The organism is Erythrobacter sp. KY5, from assembly GCF_003264115.1.
GTDB lineage: Bacteria > Pseudomonadota > Alphaproteobacteria > Sphingomonadales > Sphingomonadaceae > Erythrobacter.
On record NZ_CP021912.1, the window covers coordinates 143,335 to 160,725 of the forward strand.

Below are 17,391 nucleotides of genomic sequence, written 5' to 3' on the forward strand. Positions count from 1 at the left end.
CATAATCAATGATGAAGGTCAGGTTTTTCAGTGCATTGCCCGAGAGGTCGAAATCGAGCCCTCGTAAACAGCATTCACGACACAACAACAGCGCGCGTTCATGACACCGTCGATACCCCGTCCAAGACCCCAGATGACGGTATCGCCATTCTCCAATTTGGCCCTCACGAAACGATCGTGCAGGTCGCCGCCCGAGCGCCGTGACTTCTGTGCTAGGTGGAGCGCCAAGGAGGCTAACAGAAGTGGTCAGAGCCTGAATTCGCCACCATCTACAAGCAGAGCTCTAGGCCTAAGAAAATCTAGGCGTGCACTTTGATCTTTGACTGGAACCACATCAAAGCAGCTTCGCCGTCCTTTTGCGCAAGCTGCGAGACCGAGCGCGTATGGCGGATCGCGTTTCGCAGTTCAGCGAGCTGGGCAAACCTCGCAATGAGTTGCTCCTTGCTATCAAACCGGCACGCGAAGATTGGCCAAGTCGGTTTTGAAACGATCAAATCTTCCAGCTCTCGAAGGTCACAATATTGGAGTTCTTCGATCGTTGAGATGTTCTCGTCCGAGACGGTCAGAAGCCCCTTCCTTCGCTCTTTCTGAATCCGATCCCGAACCTTGGCAGCAATGTGCTCAGGCATAATCAAGTCGTTTGTGTCGATGGCTGCCGCTACAATCTCACGGAGGCGCAACTCGGTCGCTTCGATCTCTTGGTCGAGTTCCCTCAAGCTGGGCGACAAATCCAAACGTTCTTTCACCAGGAGGTTCTCTATCGCCCCAAGGATTGTCCGTTTGCGTTCCGCAATGAACGCCTCGAAATCCTCTTTGGTGAAGGGATCCCGCAAAAGGATGTCGAACGCTTGAGTGGATATAAAATGGGTTTCCAGATTAGCTCGAACCGCTTGCTCGCCGCTGCTTTCCATGAGCTTCGGGAGATAAGAATTCGGAAGCTTATCGTTAATCCAGTGCCGGTTCGTCTCTGAGCTAAGCGGCGCACGGTTGAGAACGGTGTCGATCAATTTTCCGAGTCCATTAGCTTTGCCCCAAGCTGCCGGAACAATGTGATGGTCATCGATCTCATTCGCGCCGGGGAAGGTGCCAGAAAGCCAGTCGCGTGCTCCGCCAATGACAAACAGATTGAAGATAGCGCGATAGATCGAGCTGGAACTGCGCGTTTCCTTCTCTAGGTCGAGGTGGCGAAACTGATTGTTGAAGTCGGCAATGACGACCGGGGCAGCCGCGTCATCATCAAACCAGGTGTTGAGGTCGATAAAATCGCGAGTGCTGCGGGTTTCCACGGAACTTGAATAGCGGTTGGTAAAAATTGATGCCCAGTACCAGTGGTTTAGCTTTCGGCGGGCCTGAAGCTGGCGTTCTCCAGGCAACGCCGAGATCCGCGAATTGATTGCCGCGAACGCTGGCAGGATGGATGGGTAGGGAAGGAAACGCGGGGAGGTAACACCAAATTCTTGGGGGTGCCGCAAGAGACTCTGCGCCTTCTCCAAGGCTGTCACTGCAGCGTTCCAGCGTGTCTCGAAATCCTTCTCATCCACCACCAGCACCTCATCGCGGCGCTTGCCATCGGCATCGCGAAAAGTCCGCGCAACTCCAGGAACTAAGTAATAGAGGTACTTCGGCGAACAATACTCTTGGACGAGGATCGACATCACCTGCAGAACGTAGATGTTCATCCGCTCGGCCTCGGCGAACGAAAGCCTGTCAGCCACTTCGCGATAAAGGTGCTTGAGCTGTATATCCTTGGGTTTAAGCAATGCATTGAGCAGGTCAAACGCGTCCAGCCTCACGCCCTTGCTGTTGATCTGTGTGAAGATGTCGCAGACCTTGTCGATCGGGAGATCGCGATCCAGTTCGACGTACGAAATCTGGTACTGCTCGATCAGTTCGCGCACCTGCTCGATAAACTTGATGCCGTTCTCAGCATGCGCTGAGGCAAGTTCGTCTTCTCCCTCGCGCTTCGACCAATACTCTTCGTAACCCTCCGCCCACTTGAAGATCTCAAAGCCTCCCTTGCCGATAATAGCGAGCGGGAACCAATGGTTGCCATATTGAAGGACGCTGTCCGTCAGGATGCGCTCGCACCAATTCTCGCCCCAATCTTGGCGAAAAGCATTCTCGAAGTCTCCCGCCATGAAACGTTCGACATCGATGGAGAAAACGAAGCGGTTTGATCGGCTTGGGGGCGGCATTTGTGGGGCATGGAACGCGTAATTCATCGCCGTCAGACGCTGTTGACCGTCAAGGACGATCTGCACCGGAGTGCCCTCACCCGATTGCCCGTAAATCGGTTCACAGGACAGGTTCGAAAAATTCTCTTTCGTTCCTCTCCAGAGCAACAGACTGCCGATGAAATAGTCCTGAAAGATCGAGGCCATCAGCTCGCGAATGTCTGATGGCTTCCATTCAAATTCGCGCTGGAAGTCGGGGATGACATACTGCCCCTCGCGGATACGCTGGAGTAGTGTTCCCAAGCTGACATGGTCCGGCTTTTGCGCGTGCTTCATTTCCAATTCCTGCCGTTAGATCCTGCCCAATGGACACTCACAAAGCCATAGCTTCCTCGTCCGGCTCGGCGTCAACTTCCGAGATGCGGTACTTCTTCAGCTCCTCCGAGTAAGAGTTTCTGTCGAAGATGAAGAGCAGCTCCGATGGCCGCACCTCCTTGCCATTGATATAGATGCGCCCTTCCTCAGGATCGTGTGTGATCGAGGTGGAAGCATCCAGAACCTCATTGAAGGCTGCCAGCTCCAGACGCTGCTCGATCAGGTCGAAGCGCAGCTTCGTTAGTGTCAGGTCGATGTTGAACTTGTTGAATGCGTGCCAGAGCAGGCTGATCACACTTTCGAAAATCGAGACAAAGATCCTGATGTCCGTTTGCGAGGGAATGTCCTGACTGTCGTGCTGACCGTGCCCTGCGATACTTGTCCGGTTCCGTATTTCGGCCAGAGCACCCACAATGCCAGACAGGTTTCCTGCAATCATGTCGTTGTCGAAACCACAAGAGGCTAGCGCGTCTTTGACCAGCTTCGGCAGCCTCAGGTCTTCGTAGGGGAGACCACGTTCTGACAGGATGTGCTTGCAGACGATTTCGATAATGCATTTGCAGTAGTCGATCGTCTCCGGCTCGAGCGATTTGAGTGCCTCTTCTGCCTTCTCGATTGTCGTCGACAGCCTCGTGAGCGCGAAGCCCTTCTGGAAATCGTGCGCGTGCTCAAGCGGCGAGATGATCACTGCGTGCGCTCCTCGGAACCGGTGCCGAACAAAGCTTTCACTTCGACCATTGCAGCCTCGATCGACGTCTCGGTCAGGCGCAGCTTCTCGATTTTAGGCCGCCATTCGTCGTCGGCCTCGATAAACTGAAGGATTTGCGTAGCATCTGGTTCGATGCCGAGAGATTGCAGGTGTTCGATCGCGTAATCGACTGTTGCCAGCACCTCCCAGTCCTCGTTCTTCTTGAAACGAAAACGATCCGCCACCCACTGCGCAGCCTCGCCAAACCCAAACTGCGCGATCCAATCAGCCATCTCGTTGGCGCTCGGGCCTGGCATATGGCCAAAGCCGAAACGCCCTTTCGCCTCACGCAGCCAATTCTTCTGTTTGGCGATTGCGATGCCGCCAGAATACTTCATCGACGGATTGTAGGGGCCAGCCGCTTTTCGAAGATACTTCATTTCCTCTACGCGCTCGCCGTTGTGACGACGTGCGAAATAGACTGCTTTCTGGAGTCGAAAATTGCCGATGGGTTCGCCGCCAACCTTGAAAAATTCGGTGACGATAGCTCCGACAAGAACAGCTTCCGTAAACTTTACGCCTAGGTCCAAATCGAGGCGCCCACTTGGGCTTCTCTCAGCAGGTTTTTCTTCATGGGAACTCTCAATAGCTGCGAGCGCTTTACTCTGATCACTGCTAGAGGGCTTGCGCGCCAAAACATCGGATGCTTGCGCGAGAATTTCCGTAGTCTCATTGGCCGCGCCGCCCCCATGAGGCCCTTGTCCTACGAAAGCGTGCACTAGAGCGTTCATCAACTCCGCCTGAAGGCGCTCGCTTTCCCAGACCTGACTACGCAGCAGCTCACACAAGGCAGACAATTCCCTCACGGTCTCAATAGTTAGGCTTTGGGCTGGACGACTGATCAACGGGATCGGGGCACCCTTCACAACCCCTTGGTTGATTTTCGGCATACTGCCCGAAGTCCCCGTTGCATGGTCTCGGAAGTACCTCCGAATGGAAGGCGACTGCAGACAGTAAAGCACATACTCAGGCTCTACATCATCGAGAACCCTGACTTTCATGATCAGATCTGGATAAATAAACTCGAATTCTGCCCCACGATAAATCGTTGAAGCTCCAACATGATCAATAGAGTTCGCTCTCTGTATTAAGATATCATCAAGCCGCAGCCACAAATGGCTCTCACTCTCTATTACATCATCGATATACTTGAACTTTTTCTCATCAAACTCACCTTTTGTGACTGCAGAGAGAGTTATTGACTTAGTGTCGGTCCTTAACGCGGAAGGTTTCGGAGAAAAACCATTCCTAGGCCCAAATGCAAGAAGATCTTCGAGCCGCACGATTTTAGGATTGTCGCCACCCAAGGCACCCAAATACGCAAGTTCAAGAATCGAATTCTGGAGTTCATCAATGGTAGACGTGTGATCAAACAACTCGTTGAAGCGCGACGCGATCCCAGCGAACGCTTGACCAGTATCCTCTTCAGTCTGGGCCACCAGCAAACGGTCTATCAGAGATCCAACAGTTGCGCGCTTGAGTGCAAGTTCCTCCTGATGCAAGACCTCCATATCTTCGCACAATGCGAAGATATGGTCGACGGTGTCAGCAATCGCCTTCTGCGTGGCCAAGTTTGGAAGAGGAATACTTAGATTCTTGAATTTCTTTAAAGAGATTCCACCGATTATCCCGGTCATATGTTGCCGAAATGATTTATGAAATATTTCAGATTGGAAAACACGAAACAAATATGAATGAAGAATTTTGGTTTCGTCAGGGTTGCAGCAAATAAGCTTGTTTCCAAAATTGATATCTCTCTCGACAAGCCCGATTTTCCGACCAGCACTTCCACCCTCAGCACATATTACAACCGATCCTTTTGGAGCCACTCGAAATCGATCATCACTCAACGGAATTCTTACTCCGGTGTCATACGTGATGGATCCATGCCAGCCGTCTACGTCTTTGGTGCCGACGTAATCTCGTCCCTCGTCTCGCCCCTCATATTTATCTGACTTTTCAGACGCAGAGATGCTGTTGCCGATGAAGCACTCGGCAATCTGGTCAATTGGAACAGATCGCCAATGCTCACCTTTCGTGAGCTTTGCAGTCAGTTGACCGTCTACAGCTAACTGCAGAACGAGCTCTCTGAGTGCTTGAATGCTGCCTTGGTTATTGGTGAGTGCGGCGAACTCTTCAATCAATATCTCCGAGTGCATCACGCTGCCGTTCTATCGCTCAAGGCGGCAGCCAGCGCAGACCTTAGCTTATCCTGCGTATCAACAAATTGCTCTCGCTTCTCCTTCCAAGCGGCAAGCAATTTGGCGGGATCTTGATGCCCTTCCTCCTTCGTATGTGGATTAGAAATGTCGAGGTTGTAGCCCTTGGCCTTGATCTCATCGGCACTGACTTTCCAGGCGCGATCGTTCGCTACGCGCCCGGCCCGTGACTTCAGATCACCCCACCAGGCCTTTTCGCTTTCATCGCCCTCGAATTCCTCAATCCGCATGGGCTTGGTTTTCGAGTAGTTCTTGTATCCTTCCGGGTAGGGGTGCTCGTAGAACCAGACCTCCTCTGTCGGCTTGCCCTTCTCGAAGAACAGCAAATTAGTCTTGATGCCGGTGTAGGGATTGAAGACGCCGTTCGGCAGGCGAACGATGGTGTGCAAGTTGCACTCCGCCATCAGCTTTTCCTTGATTCGCGTCTTGATACCCTCGCCGAACAGCGTGCCGTCCGGCAGGACAACAGCGGCCCGACCACCATCCTTCAGTAGCTCAATAATCAGTACGAGGAAGAGGTCGGCAGTCTCGCGGGTCTGGAATGCCTGGGGCACATTCTTCTCGATGCCGTCTTCTTCCATGCCGCCAAACGGCGGGTTGGTGACGATTACGTCGATCTTCCCCCGCCACTTGTGGTCCTTCAATGGCGTGGCGAGAGTATTGTCGTGCAGTATGTTGGTTGGCGCCTCGATGCCATGCAGCATCATGTTCGTGACGCAGAGCAAGTGCGGAAGCGCCTTCTTCTCGACACCGATAACGCTCTTTTGCAGCGCCTCTGCGTCATCAGTCGTTTGCACATAGCGATCAGATTTGTGGTCGATCACATGAGCGAGAAATCCGCCCGTACCGCAGGCCGGGTCTAACACGAGTTCTTCGAGCTGTGGGTCAAGCATATCGACCATGAACTGCGTGACGGCTCGCGGCGTGTAAAACTCACCGGAATTACCGGCGCTCTGCAGATCTTTGAGGATCTGTTCATACACGTCACCGAATGCATGCTTGTCACCGGTGTTGTTAAAGTTGATCTCGTTGATCTTATTGACCACCTGCCGGATAAGGGTGCCGTTCTTCATGTAATTGTACGCGTCTTCGAACGCCGTGCGGACGACACGCGCGCGATCCCGCTCGGGCCCGTCGAGCGAAAGGCTCTTCAGCTTGGGGAAGAGCTGGTTGTTCACGAAGTCGAGCAGAGCTTCGCCGGTGATGCCCTCTGGGTCGGTCGCCCAGGCTGACCAGCGTAGATGATCCGGGATCGGCGATTTGTAATCGTCACTGAGGAGCATCAGGGACTCTTCCTGATCGTCGAGGATCTTCAGAAAAAACATCCAGACAAGCTGCCCGATGCGCTGCGCATCGCCGTCGACCCCAGCGTCTTTACGCATGATGTCCTGGATGGACTTTATCGCACCCGAAACGTTTGCCACTCTTTATGCTCCCTCACGGTATAATTCGGCCTGCAGGTCCCTGACCGCAGCCTCGAAGGCGGGCTTGCCACCGAACACCCCCCTTACGATCTCAACTGGCGTGCCAATTTCGTCAAAAGGCTTGAGTTGCAAGACCTTGGCGTTTTCTAAAGGCGCGAAATCCTCATCGGCGTATTTATCGAGCAACGCCTCAAGCACCTCGCGCGCGCGGCCTTCGTATTTCGCGAAATAGTTGCGCTTTTTGACGTTGTCTGCGCGCTCACGTCTGGTCAGCGGCGGCTGCCCGTACGCCACATGACACAGCAGATCGAAGGTGCTGAAGGCGTCGCCGTTCTTCACCTCATCGCGCAGTCCGTCGAGAGATACACCCAGCGTTTCAAGTTCCTCAACAATCGCCTGCTTCTTTTCGGCATCGGTCCAGCGACGGAGGAATTCGTCGAGTGTCTTATAGTCCTTTTGGAGCGTCTTCTTCGCGTAAGATCGCAAGGATTCCGTGATCAGCTTGCCGTCTGGACCGAGATACTGAACCCGCTTTGAGAGGACTTGCACCTCGATCCCATCGACGTAAAATTTTCGCGGTGCTTGGCCATCGTCGAACGGATCGCCGAGGACGCCTCCGTCCGTTTCGATTTGGCCATCTCCGCCGAGTTCATCCCCCGGCTCCGACGTGTCACCATCCTCATCGGGAGGCACTGGCGGATCTTCCGGTCTAGGCTCGTAGATTTGGACGGGATCGCCATCGAAATCAGGATCTGCGAACAGCTCGGTCGCCCTTTTGAAATCCATGATTGTGAAATATTTTTTGCCGTGCTCCTCATCGATGCGCGTTCCGCGTCCGATAATCTGCTTGAATTCCGTCATCGACTGGATGCGCTGATCAAGGACAATGAGCTTGCAGGTTTTGGCGTCCACGCCGGTCGTCAAGAGCTTCGACGTTGTAGCTATGACCGGGTATTTTGCCTTTGGGTCGATAAAATTGTCCAGCTCAGCCTTACCCTGCGGATCATCGCCGGTGATCCGCATGACGTAGCGATAGTTTTCTGCGACCAAGTCGGCATTCGCGTTGGCAAGAGCCTGCCGCATGCGTTCGGCGTGCTCGGTGTCTTCGCAGAATACGATCGTCTTATCGAACCGATTTGTGGCTTTGAGGAACTCCGTGATTTTCGCAGCGACCAGTTTGGTTCGTTCGTCCAGAACTATCTTTCGGTCGAAATCCCGCTGATTGTAGATGCGGTCTTCAACCTCATTGCCATACCGATCGACAGTTCCAGCTTCAGGTCGATAGCCAGTCAGATCCTTATCAAGGTCGAAGCGGATGACTTTGTATGGTGCGAGAAAGCCATCCTCGATGCCCTGCCGCAGTGAGTAGGTGTAAACTGGCTCCCCAAAATAATCGATGTTGGAGACATCTTTCGTCTCCTTCGGCGTTGCTGTCATGCCGATCTGAGTGGCGCTTGAAAAATACTCGAGAATCTCGCGCCAAGCAGAGTCAGCAGCCGCACTGCCGCGATGACATTCGTCGATAATGACCAGGTCGAAAAAATCGGGTGAGAATTGCTTGTAGATATTTGCCGCTTCTTCGGTGCCAGTCACAGCTTGGTAAAGCGACAGATATATCTCGTACGACTTGTTGGCTTGCCGGTTGGCGATCTTGGTCATCGCGCTACCAAATGGCTTGAAGTCGTTCGTTTTCGTCTGATCCACTAGGATGTTGCGGTCAGCCAAGAATAGAATGCGCTTTTTCGCCTTTGCCCTCCAAAGCCGCCAGATTATCTGGAAGGCGGTGTATGTCTTACCCGTTCCGGTCGCCATCACCAGCAGAAGGCGATCACGGCCTTTGGCGACCTCTTCGATCACGCGGTTAACAGCGAGCGTCTGATAATATCGAGGAACTTTTCCCGAGCCGTCGTCAAAGAAGTCCTGATTTACGATGGGATTGTCTGCTGATGTGAGCCCTTTCCATACCGCATACCGCTTCCAAAGCTCGTTCGGGGATGGCATTTCATTGAGCGCCAATTCCGTTTCGATCACTCCAGCAGAAGCTGAACGGTCATGCATAAGTAGGCCCTTGCCGTTCGTAGAAAATGCGAACGGCACATCGATCATCTCCGCGTACTCAAGGGCTTGTTGCATCCCCGCGCCGATTGAATGGGTTGCATCCTTTGCTTCGATCACAGCGATCGGAATGTTCGGCTTATGGTAGAGCAAGTAGTCTGCCCGTTTCTGCGCGCCGCGAGCTGTCAACTTGCCTCTGACAATGATCCTACCTGCAGTAAGGCTGACCTCTTCCCGGATTTGGGTATGGAGGTTCCATCCAGCTGCCACCAATGCTGGAGTGACATGCTTGGTACAAATGTCTCGCTCGCTCAATCCCTGCATCACCGATGCCCCGCGCCTAAATTGGCCTTCTCTGGCACTGTCGTGACTGAGGCAGCGGGAGCAGGCCGGGAGAAGTATTTAACTACGGCGCACATTCGATTGATCCTATTCCCGTCATAGCTTGTACTCTGCCAATTTCGCTCGCTCGACTGTACATTCAGCGATCTTTGCTATGCTGTCTTTGTGAATATATCCCGGAACTGCCACCCCTTTTTCATTCTCGTGAACGATGGACTGTGCCAGCTCTCCAATCCTTCGACGGATGTATGGCGCACCCAGCCCCGCCTCCTCCGCGAAGCGCACCACATTCTCTCCGTCGAACTCCTCCAAGGTTGCCGCACGGCCAAATCGCATTGCGAGCTTTGGGGAGAGTTCCTTCCACATGTGCGTAGCGACAAGATCATAAAGCGGTGCAAGGACCACCTCGCCGGCCTCAAGTCTTAGCAGGCTGTAGTTCTTAGCGTGTGCATCGGCATTGCCGATGATGAGATTGAAGATCGCAGCGTCAGCTAGCTTTAGCACTTCACGCGCGGGGCGAGTGGCCGCGCTGCGTAGAAGCGCGAAGCTATCGCGGAAAGTCGGGCCACCCTCTGCAGCGTATTTCCGGTTCGAGGGTACGCCGAGTGCCTGGGCGAAGTCTTCCTGGTGCAGTCTGTGTGCTGTTCCTTCAACAGAGATCCGATCATAGCGTTCGACCAGCAGAAATGGCTTCCCCGCAGCGGTGCGCCACTCTGCATGGGCCGCATCAATGCCTAGGGCGCGTGCCAAAGCGAGGCAGAAGGCTTCATTGGCGGCCAGACCGGGAAAGCGATCCGGCTCGGGTTTGATCAGATGTGTGGAGGGCTCGCCCGGACGTGGGATCGCGATGCCTCCGTCGGTGGTGAGCACCACGGGCAGTTTGCTCTGAGCCCCTGCAAGGCTGAGCCTCGCGCCGCCCTCGCCTGCCAGCATGGGCACGGAAGGCAACCGATCGAGCAGTTCCGCTAGTCCGCCCTCATGGAGTGGTTCTGGAGCAGTCTTGGAGTAGTCTTGGAGCGGTTCTTCTCCCTGAGGCAAAAATGCGAGAGCACCGGCAACATCTCCACCCAAGGCCTCTAGCAGACGAAATGGGTTGTCGGGCGAAACCCCAAGTGCCCGAGCGATAGCCGTGCGCTGGCTTTCTTCGGGCAGCAGACCTCCAAAGACAGCCTTGCAGGCATGATCGCCAAATGGCTCTTCCTGCTTTGGCATTGCTTGGGAAAGTGCCGGGACCTTTTCGTCAGCCAGCCAGTCTGGCGAATAGGCGAAATGCAGCGCGCCGCCTTTGTCGATGGAGAGTTCGCCTGCCTGACGCTCGCCCCACCATACAGCCAGCGTGTCCAGGATCGGCAGCGTCACTCTGCTTTGTCCTTCTTGAACTCATCCATCTGACCGGCGATGACGATTCCGTCGGGGCGCTTGATCCGCAGTTCGCATCCAAGGGCGGCGAGCACATCGAGCGCCTTGCCCATCTGGACGGTGGGCTTTCCTCGCTCCAGCTCGACAAGGAAGCGCAAGCCCACTCCGCTTGCTGCAGCCAGTTCGTCTTGGCGTAGTCCAAGCTCCTTGCGTTCATCGCGAATGATCTGGCCGATAGTGGCAACATCGAGCATTTGCATCACCTTTCCCGAGCGGGAAATCTATGCTGATTGTCGATCAATTGCAAGAGAATTTACCCGAACGGGATATTTTTAGCCAATAACAAGATCAAAGCATCGCTATTTTCCCGAACGGGAAATACGAACATCCCGTCAATACCTTCTATGGGCGCTTCAAATCGTTCAATTTCAGGTCAGCACATCACAGTTCGGGAGAGCAGAGGAAGAATTGTGGTGGTGATCCCTCAAAGCGCTTTGCACTTCCGTTAAACCACAAGTGGTTGCATTAGCCCACTTGCCACCATTGCCTTAACCTACGCAAACTTGGCCTTGATGACCTTGCCTCCCGCTCTGAGCTCATCGAGATGGTCGCTCCACCACTGAGCCATGCGCACCCGCTCGTCCCAGTGCTTGCCGCGGTGGTAGATGCCGCGCACCGCATTGCTGTCGCCATGCGCCAGGGCACGTTCAATCGCATCCGGATTCCACAGGCCAGACTCATTCAGGAGCGTTGACGCAGTCGCCCTCAGGCCGTGAGCGGTGACCTCTTCCTTTGAAAAGCCCATGCGTCGAAAAGCAGCATTAAGCGTGTTCTCGCTCATCGGGCGCTTAGAGCTTCTGGCGGATGGGAAGACGTATCCCTCGTAGCCGAGCAACTCAGCCAGGTCGGTGAGATGGCTGACAACCTGCTTCGAGAGCGGGACCGCGTGTGGACGGCGCGCTTTCATCTTCCCCGCTGGAATCTTCCAGACACCATCGATCAGGTCGAACTCGTGCCATTCGGCGTGCCTGAGTTCACCGGGCCGTACGAAAACATGCGGAGCGATCTGTAAGGCGAACTTCGTGACGATGTAGCCGGTATAGTCGTCGATTGCGCGCAGCAGCCCACCCAGCTCTCTGGGTTCAAGGATCGCCGCGTAGTGTGTCGCTCTCGGCGTGACGAGTGCGCCTTTCAACATACTGGTCGGATCGGCCTTGCAGCGCGTGGTTGCGACACCGTAGCGAAACACCCGGCCTGCAAATGATCGGCACTTCTTCGCGGTCTCATGCTTGCCGGTGGCTTCCAGCCGCTTGAGCGGCGCGAGCACTTCGAATGGCTCGATATCGTTGATGGGTCGGTTGCCGATGGCAGGTGCCAGCTGATCAAGAAAGTAGTTGGCCTTGATGATCGTGGCTTCGGCACGACCGTTCTGGACCATGAACTGCTCGATGTACTCGCGTGCGACCGTTTCAAAGGTCTGCGCGGTGAGAAACTCCTCGCGAATCTTCCGCTTGCGCTTCTCCAGCGCCGGATCGCCACCAGATGCGACAGCCTGGCGCGCCTCGTAGGTTGCGTCTCGCGCTTGCTTGAGGCTGATCTCGGGATAGCTGCCGATCGAGAGCTTCTTCTCGATCTTGCCGATCCGGTATCGGAATCGCCACAGCTTGCTGCCAGCGGGCGTGACCTCGACATAGAGGCCGCGCTGGTCAGCGACCTTGTAAGGCTTGTCTTTGATCTTGAGGGCGCGAAGCTTTGTTTCGGTCAGAGGCATGTGCGGGCCTTTTCCCAATGTGGTTTTCGCAAAGGCACGCAAAAGGCCCGCAAAAATGCCGAGAACCCCCGAGATTTCGCGGGACGTTCCGGAACGATCCAAGGGCCAAATCCCTAGGATTTCTGCGGGTTTTATAGATTATTTGGGAGAACGTGAGAAGAACAAATGGTGCCCAGAAGAGGACTCGAACCTCCACGGGATTGCTCCCGCCGCCACCTGAAGACGGTGCGTCTACCAATTCCGCCATCTGGGCACTCTGTAGCGAGCAAACATCGGAGTGGCTCGCTGGGTAGGCGCGGGCCAATAGCGTTCCGTCCGTGTGCCTGTCAACGCAAACCTGCGCGCTGGCGCGAACAGGTCTTGCCCCGCGCCCCGGCTTGGCGCATGGGACGCGGGTTTCGAGCGCATCTCGCCAACCCAGTAACTGCAATGCTCCAAGGGATACGGGCAATGTCCAAGACCTCTCCGCTTTCTGACGCTCTTGTCACTGTTTTCGGTGGCGGCGGCTATATCGGCAATTACGTGACGCAGGCGCTGTTGGCGCGGGGCGCGCGGGTTCGGATTGCGAGCCGTAATCCGCAAAAGGCATTCCCGTTGAAGCCGCTCGCCAATCTGGGTCAGCTGCAATTTGCGTATTGCGATATCACCAAGGAAGAGAGCCTCAAGGCCTCGCTCCACGGGGCGACGCATGTGGTCAATCTGGTGGGCGATTTCAGCGGCGATCTTGAGGAGCTGATGGGCGAAGCGCCCGGCAAGATGGCCTCCATCGCGAAGGCAAACGGCGCGAAGGCGTTTGTGCATCTCAGCGCCATCGGGGCCGACGCCTCGTCCTCTACCGCTTATGCGCGGGGCAAGGCGCTGGGCGAGGAGCGCGTGCTCGCCGCTTTTCCCGACGCAACCATTCTTCGCCCCTCGATCGTGTTCGGCAAGGACGACAACTTCCTCAACATGTTCGGCGGGATGATCGAGATGCTGCCGGTCCTCCCCGTCTTCGGACCCGATGCCAGGATGCAGCTGGTCTATGTCGATGACGTGGCCGAAGCGGTCGCTGTCGCGCTCGAAGACCCGGCAGCCCACGGCGGCAAGACATTCGAGCTTGGCGGGCCTGAGCAGCTGACCATGATGGAGATCAACGAGCGGATCGCCGCCGCACAGGGTCGCAATCGCCGGTTCATCGCCATGTCCGATGGCATGAGCGGGCTGTTCGCCGCCCTCCCCGGTACGCCGATGAGCCGCGATCAGTGGACGCTCCTCAAGGCCGGAAGCGTTGTTGCCGACGATGCGCTGACCTTTGCCGACCTTGGGATTGATCCAAAGCCGCTTGGCCTGTTCCTCGACAAGTGGATGGTGCGCTATCGCAAGTTCGGGCGCTTTGGCCTGTCGAACGAGCGCAACAAGGAGCGCGAGGCGCGCGGTTTGCCGCCTGTGCCGACCGGAGTCGGCTCCAAGGTCTGAACCTTTGGGATCGGCGACCCGGCTGGACCACGCAAGGGGGTAGTTTGGAAAACTGCCCCCGCCCTGCAAATGCCTGATCCAAATCGCAAATGTGCCTGTTTGCGTTGTAGGATGTGTGACTTTCCAGTTTCGCACACCCGAAGCGCCTGCGCATAGCGTTCGAATCCGCCCGCCTGCCTACGATATGAAAGAGCCGCCACGACCCTATCGCGGCGGCTCGATGTAGGAAAATGCGGCCAGCCTGACGCGCGGGGCCCTTACAGGTTTTCCGAATACAGCTTCAGCAGATCGGCATAGGCCTGTTCTGCCGCTGCCTCGGCATAGGCGGGGCTGTCGGGCACGGTCCAGCCGTGGTCGCCCTCGTACACGTCGACATTGGCCGGGCGCGCGGCGCGGCCTGCGGCCTTTGCGAAGAGCAGTTTGTGATCGGGCGCTTCCTCATGATCGTCGCGGGCGATGGCGATGAGATAGGTCGCATCGGCCTCATCCAGCATGTTGTGCGGGCTTTTCGGGTCGTCCTCTTCGCGCACCAGTCCTCCGCCGTGAAAGCTCGCCGCGGCCTTGATCCGCGACGGCACCGCAGCCGAGCTCCAGATCGTGAACGGTCCGCCCATGCAGTACCCTTGCGTGCCGATGCCGCGCTCTGAATCGACCGCGTCCTGCCCGTCGAGCCAGACCACCGCTGCCCCCGCATCGCGCTGAATCGCATCGGCATCGAGCTTGTCGCGCCACGGGCTCACCTTCTGAAAACCGTCGGCTTCGATGAAAGCGGCGAAGTCGGCAAACTGCTCGCCCGCGACGTCGCGGTAATAGGGGTTGAGGACGAGCACCGAATAACCCTGCCCGGCAAGCCGCCTTGCCATGTTGCGCTTCGCTTCGCGCAGGGAGGCGATGTCGGGCCAGAAGATCACGCCGGGATGCGCGCCGCTCGCCGGGTGGACGAAAAAGGCGTCCATCGTGCCATCGACGGTGTCGAAGGTGACGACACGCTCGGTGATGTCGAGCGCGGGCGCTTCGATCAACGCGCCCTCATTTTCGCTTTCGCCCGGTGCGCAGGCTGCAACTGCCGCAGCGCCGGCCAGCACGCCAAACTGGCGGCGGTTGATGGCGTCGCGCGCCCAGACTTTCAGTTTCGCCTCGTCGCACATGACCCGTCTCCATTGTGGTGTTCTTGTCGGTTGCGCCGGTCCTACGATGCGCAAGTCGCAATGGACAAGCGCGCAGTTCCCCGGCAACAATGTTAAACGGAGAGAGTTGAGAGGGGTTCCGCATGATTTTTGCGACGGGCAAGGCTGCTTGGGCGGCCAAGTTGCTGGTTCTCGGTACGCTGGGCGTTGGGGCCTGCAACGAGATGTATGGCGACGTCATGGGCGATGGCGGCGTCACCGCTGAAATGCTGGTGGGCGCGGGCGGCGATCACGCCAACTGGATCAGCCATGGCCGCACCTATGACGAACAGCGCTTTTCGCCGCTCGATCAAGTGAACGCGGAAAATGTCGGCGAGCTTGACCTTGCCTGGTATGCCGACATGGACACCGCTCGCGGTCAGGAAGCGACGCCGCTGGTCATGGACGGCAAGCTCTACCTCACGACCGCGTGGAGCAAGGTTAAGGCGTTCGACGCCGCGACCGGCAAACCGCTGTGGGATTACGACCCTGAAGTTCCCGGCGAAACCGGGGTCAAGGTATGCTGCGACGTTGTCAATCGCGGGCTCGCTGCATGGGGCAATTCGCTGTTCCTCGGAACGCTCGACGGGCGGCTCGTCAGCCTCGACCGCGACACGGGCGAAGTGCAGTGGGAAGTCGTCACGGTCGATCAGTCGATGGCCTATTCGATCACCGGCGCACCGCGCGTGATCGACGGCAAGGTCATCATCGGCAATGGCGGCGCAGAGTTTGGCGTGCGCGGCTATGTCGCGGCTTACGACGCCGCGGACGGCAGCGAGCTTTGGCGCTTCTACACCGTGCCCGATGGCAATGAAGGCGGGGAGAGCCCGCAATATCTTCAGGACGCTGCCGAAACGTGGAACACCGAGGTTCTGCGCTCATCCGATTCGATCGGCGGCGGCGGCACGGTCTGGGATTCGATGGCTTACGATCCCGAACTCGACCTTCTGTACTTCGGCGTCGGCAACGGAAGCCCGTGGAACCAGGCCTATCGCTCTCCGGGAGAAGACGGGACGGGCGAAGGCGACAACCTCTACTTGTCCAGCATCGTCGCGATCCGGCCCGATACGGGCGAATATGTCTGGCACTATCAGACGACGCCGGGCGAGACGTGGGATTACACCGCGACCCAGCACATCATCCTTGCCGACATGGAAGTCGACGGCGAGAAGCGCAAAGTGTTGATGCAGGCGCCCAAGAACGGGTTCTTCTACGTGCTCGACCGCGAGACGGGCGAGTTCATCAGCGCCGAGGAATACATCCCGCAGAACTGGGCCGAGAGGATCGATGAAAGCGGTCGCCCGATCTTCAACCCGGAAGCGCGGATCGACAAGACAGGTCAGCCCGCGCTGGTGATGCCGGGGCCGCTTGGCGGGCATAACTGGCACCCGATGGCGTATCATCCGGGCGAGGGGCTGGTTTACATTCCGGCGTTCGAGGCGGCTTCGGTTTACGCGCCCGAAGAGAACTGGAAGCCTGACGTCGCGCGCGGCTTCAACGTGGGCTTCAACCTTGGCGCAGGCGATCTGCCGCCTGATCTGGGCATCCGCAAGGAAGTCTACGGCACGGTCAAGGGCAAGCTGATGGCGTGGGATCCGGTGGCGCAAGAAGCCCGCTGGGTGGTTGAACACGCCGGCCCTTGGAATGGCGGTCTGCTTGCAACCGGCGGTGGGCTTGTTTTTCAGGGCAATTCGTCGAGCGAATTTGCCGCCTATAATGCCGGGTCTGGCGAGAAGCTGTGGAGCTTTGGCGCGCAGACCGGCGTGGTTGCGCCCCCGATGACCTACACCGTCAATGGCGAGCAATATGTCGCCGTGCTGGCAGGATGGGGTGGCGCTTATGCGATCACCGCCGACGGGCACCTGGTCAACGATCAGGGTCCGGTGCGCAACATCTCGCGCCTCCTGGTCTTCAAGCTGGGCGGAGAGGCCGAGCTTCCGGAAATGCGCGAGCTTGTGAACCTGCCGCTCGACCCGCCGCCAAGCCGCGCTTCGGCTGAGGAGATCGCTCTCGGCAAGGAAAAGTACGCTCGGTACTGTGCGGTGTGCCATGCGCCTGCCGCCGTCGGATCGACCGTGCTGCCAGACCTTCGCCGCTCAGGGACGCTGGGCAATGCGCGAAGCTGGGAAGCGGTGGTCCATGAGGGCATCCTCAAGGACAACGGCATGGTGAGCTTTGCAGACTCGCTCTCGAAGGAAGAGGTGCAGGCCATCCGCGCTTACGTCATCGCCCGCGCGAACGAGGACAAGGCGCTGGAGGAGGCAACCGCTGCCGAAGCCGAGCAGGTGGCGCGGCGCTAGCGC

Annotated in this window: 11 protein-coding genes and 1 tRNA gene; 2 read left to right on the top strand and 10 right to left on the bottom strand. The window is 57.0% G+C overall.

What is annotated here, in order from left to right; all coding sequences use genetic code 11:
• Window positions 1-299 precede the first annotated feature (299 nt).
• The 9 genes from CD351_RS00680 to CD351_RS00720 form a co-directional block, all read right to left on the bottom strand.
• Window positions 300-2,510 (bottom strand): DUF262 domain-containing protein, encoded by a 2,211-nt coding sequence (locus CD351_RS00680; RefSeq protein ID WP_111990842.1) that lies wholly within the window; start codon window positions 2,508-2,510, stop codon window positions 300-302.
• A gap of 37 nt (window positions 2,511-2,547) precedes the next feature.
• Complete coding sequence (locus tag CD351_RS00685; protein WP_111990843.1) at window positions 2,548-3,237, bottom strand: hypothetical protein; 690 nt, start codon at window positions 3,235-3,237, stop codon at window positions 2,548-2,550.
• Window positions 3,234-5,441, bottom strand: a complete 2,208-nt coding sequence (locus CD351_RS00690) for a restriction endonuclease subunit S (protein ID WP_162627553.1) — start codon at window positions 5,439-5,441, stop codon at window positions 3,234-3,236. Before CD351_RS00690 ends, CD351_RS00685 begins: the two co-directional genes overlap by 4 nt.
• 14 nt (window positions 5,442-5,455) lie before the next feature.
• On the bottom strand, window positions 5,456-6,940 hold the full coding sequence (locus tag CD351_RS00695; protein WP_111990845.1) for a class I SAM-dependent DNA methyltransferase: 1,485 nt from the start codon (window positions 6,938-6,940) through the stop codon (window positions 5,456-5,458).
• 3 nt (window positions 6,941-6,943) lie between these two features.
• On the bottom strand, window positions 6,944-9,319 hold the full coding sequence (hsdR, locus tag CD351_RS00700; protein WP_111990846.1) for an EcoAI/FtnUII family type I restriction enzme subunit R: 2,376 nt from the start codon (window positions 9,317-9,319) through the stop codon (window positions 6,944-6,946).
• Window positions 9,320-9,433: 114 nt separating this feature from the next.
• Complete coding sequence (locus tag CD351_RS00705; RefSeq protein ID WP_111990847.1) at window positions 9,434-10,696, bottom strand: type II toxin-antitoxin system HipA family toxin; 1,263 nt, start codon at window positions 10,694-10,696, stop codon at window positions 9,434-9,436.
• Window positions 10,693-10,950 carry a type II toxin-antitoxin system Y4mF family antitoxin gene (locus CD351_RS00710; protein ID WP_111993510.1) on the bottom strand — a complete coding sequence of 86 codons (258 nt, stop codon included), beginning with the start codon at window positions 10,948-10,950 and terminating at the stop codon, window positions 10,693-10,695. Before CD351_RS00710 ends, CD351_RS00705 begins: the two co-directional genes overlap by 4 nt.
• Before the next feature lie 299 nt (window positions 10,951-11,249).
• On the bottom strand, window positions 11,250-12,467 hold the full coding sequence (locus tag CD351_RS00715; protein WP_111993511.1) for an integrase arm-type DNA-binding domain-containing protein: 1,218 nt from the start codon (window positions 12,465-12,467) through the stop codon (window positions 11,250-11,252).
• Window positions 12,468-12,633: 166 nt separating this feature from the next.
• Window positions 12,634-12,720 (bottom strand) — tRNA-Leu (locus CD351_RS00720).
• Window positions 12,721-12,917: 197 nt separating this feature from the next.
• Here CD351_RS00720 and CD351_RS00725 point away from each other — a divergent pair.
• Window positions 12,918-13,922 (top strand): complex I NDUFA9 subunit family protein, encoded by a 1,005-nt coding sequence (locus CD351_RS00725; RefSeq protein ID WP_111990848.1) that lies wholly within the window; start codon window positions 12,918-12,920, stop codon window positions 13,920-13,922.
• 257 nt (window positions 13,923-14,179) lie between these two features.
• Here the strand turns inward: CD351_RS00725 and CD351_RS00730 are convergent, their stop codons facing one another.
• Window positions 14,180-15,070: a dienelactone hydrolase family protein gene (locus tag CD351_RS00730; RefSeq protein ID WP_111990849.1), complete on the bottom strand. Its 891-nt coding sequence runs from the start codon at window positions 15,068-15,070 to the stop codon at window positions 14,180-14,182.
• A gap of 122 nt (window positions 15,071-15,192) precedes the next feature.
• Between CD351_RS00730 and CD351_RS00735 the strand changes: the two genes are divergently transcribed.
• Entirely contained in the window at window positions 15,193-17,388 is a 2,196-nt protein-coding gene (locus tag CD351_RS00735) for a PQQ-dependent dehydrogenase, methanol/ethanol family (RefSeq protein WP_111990850.1), read from the top strand.
• Window positions 17,389-17,391: the final 3 nt, after the last annotated feature.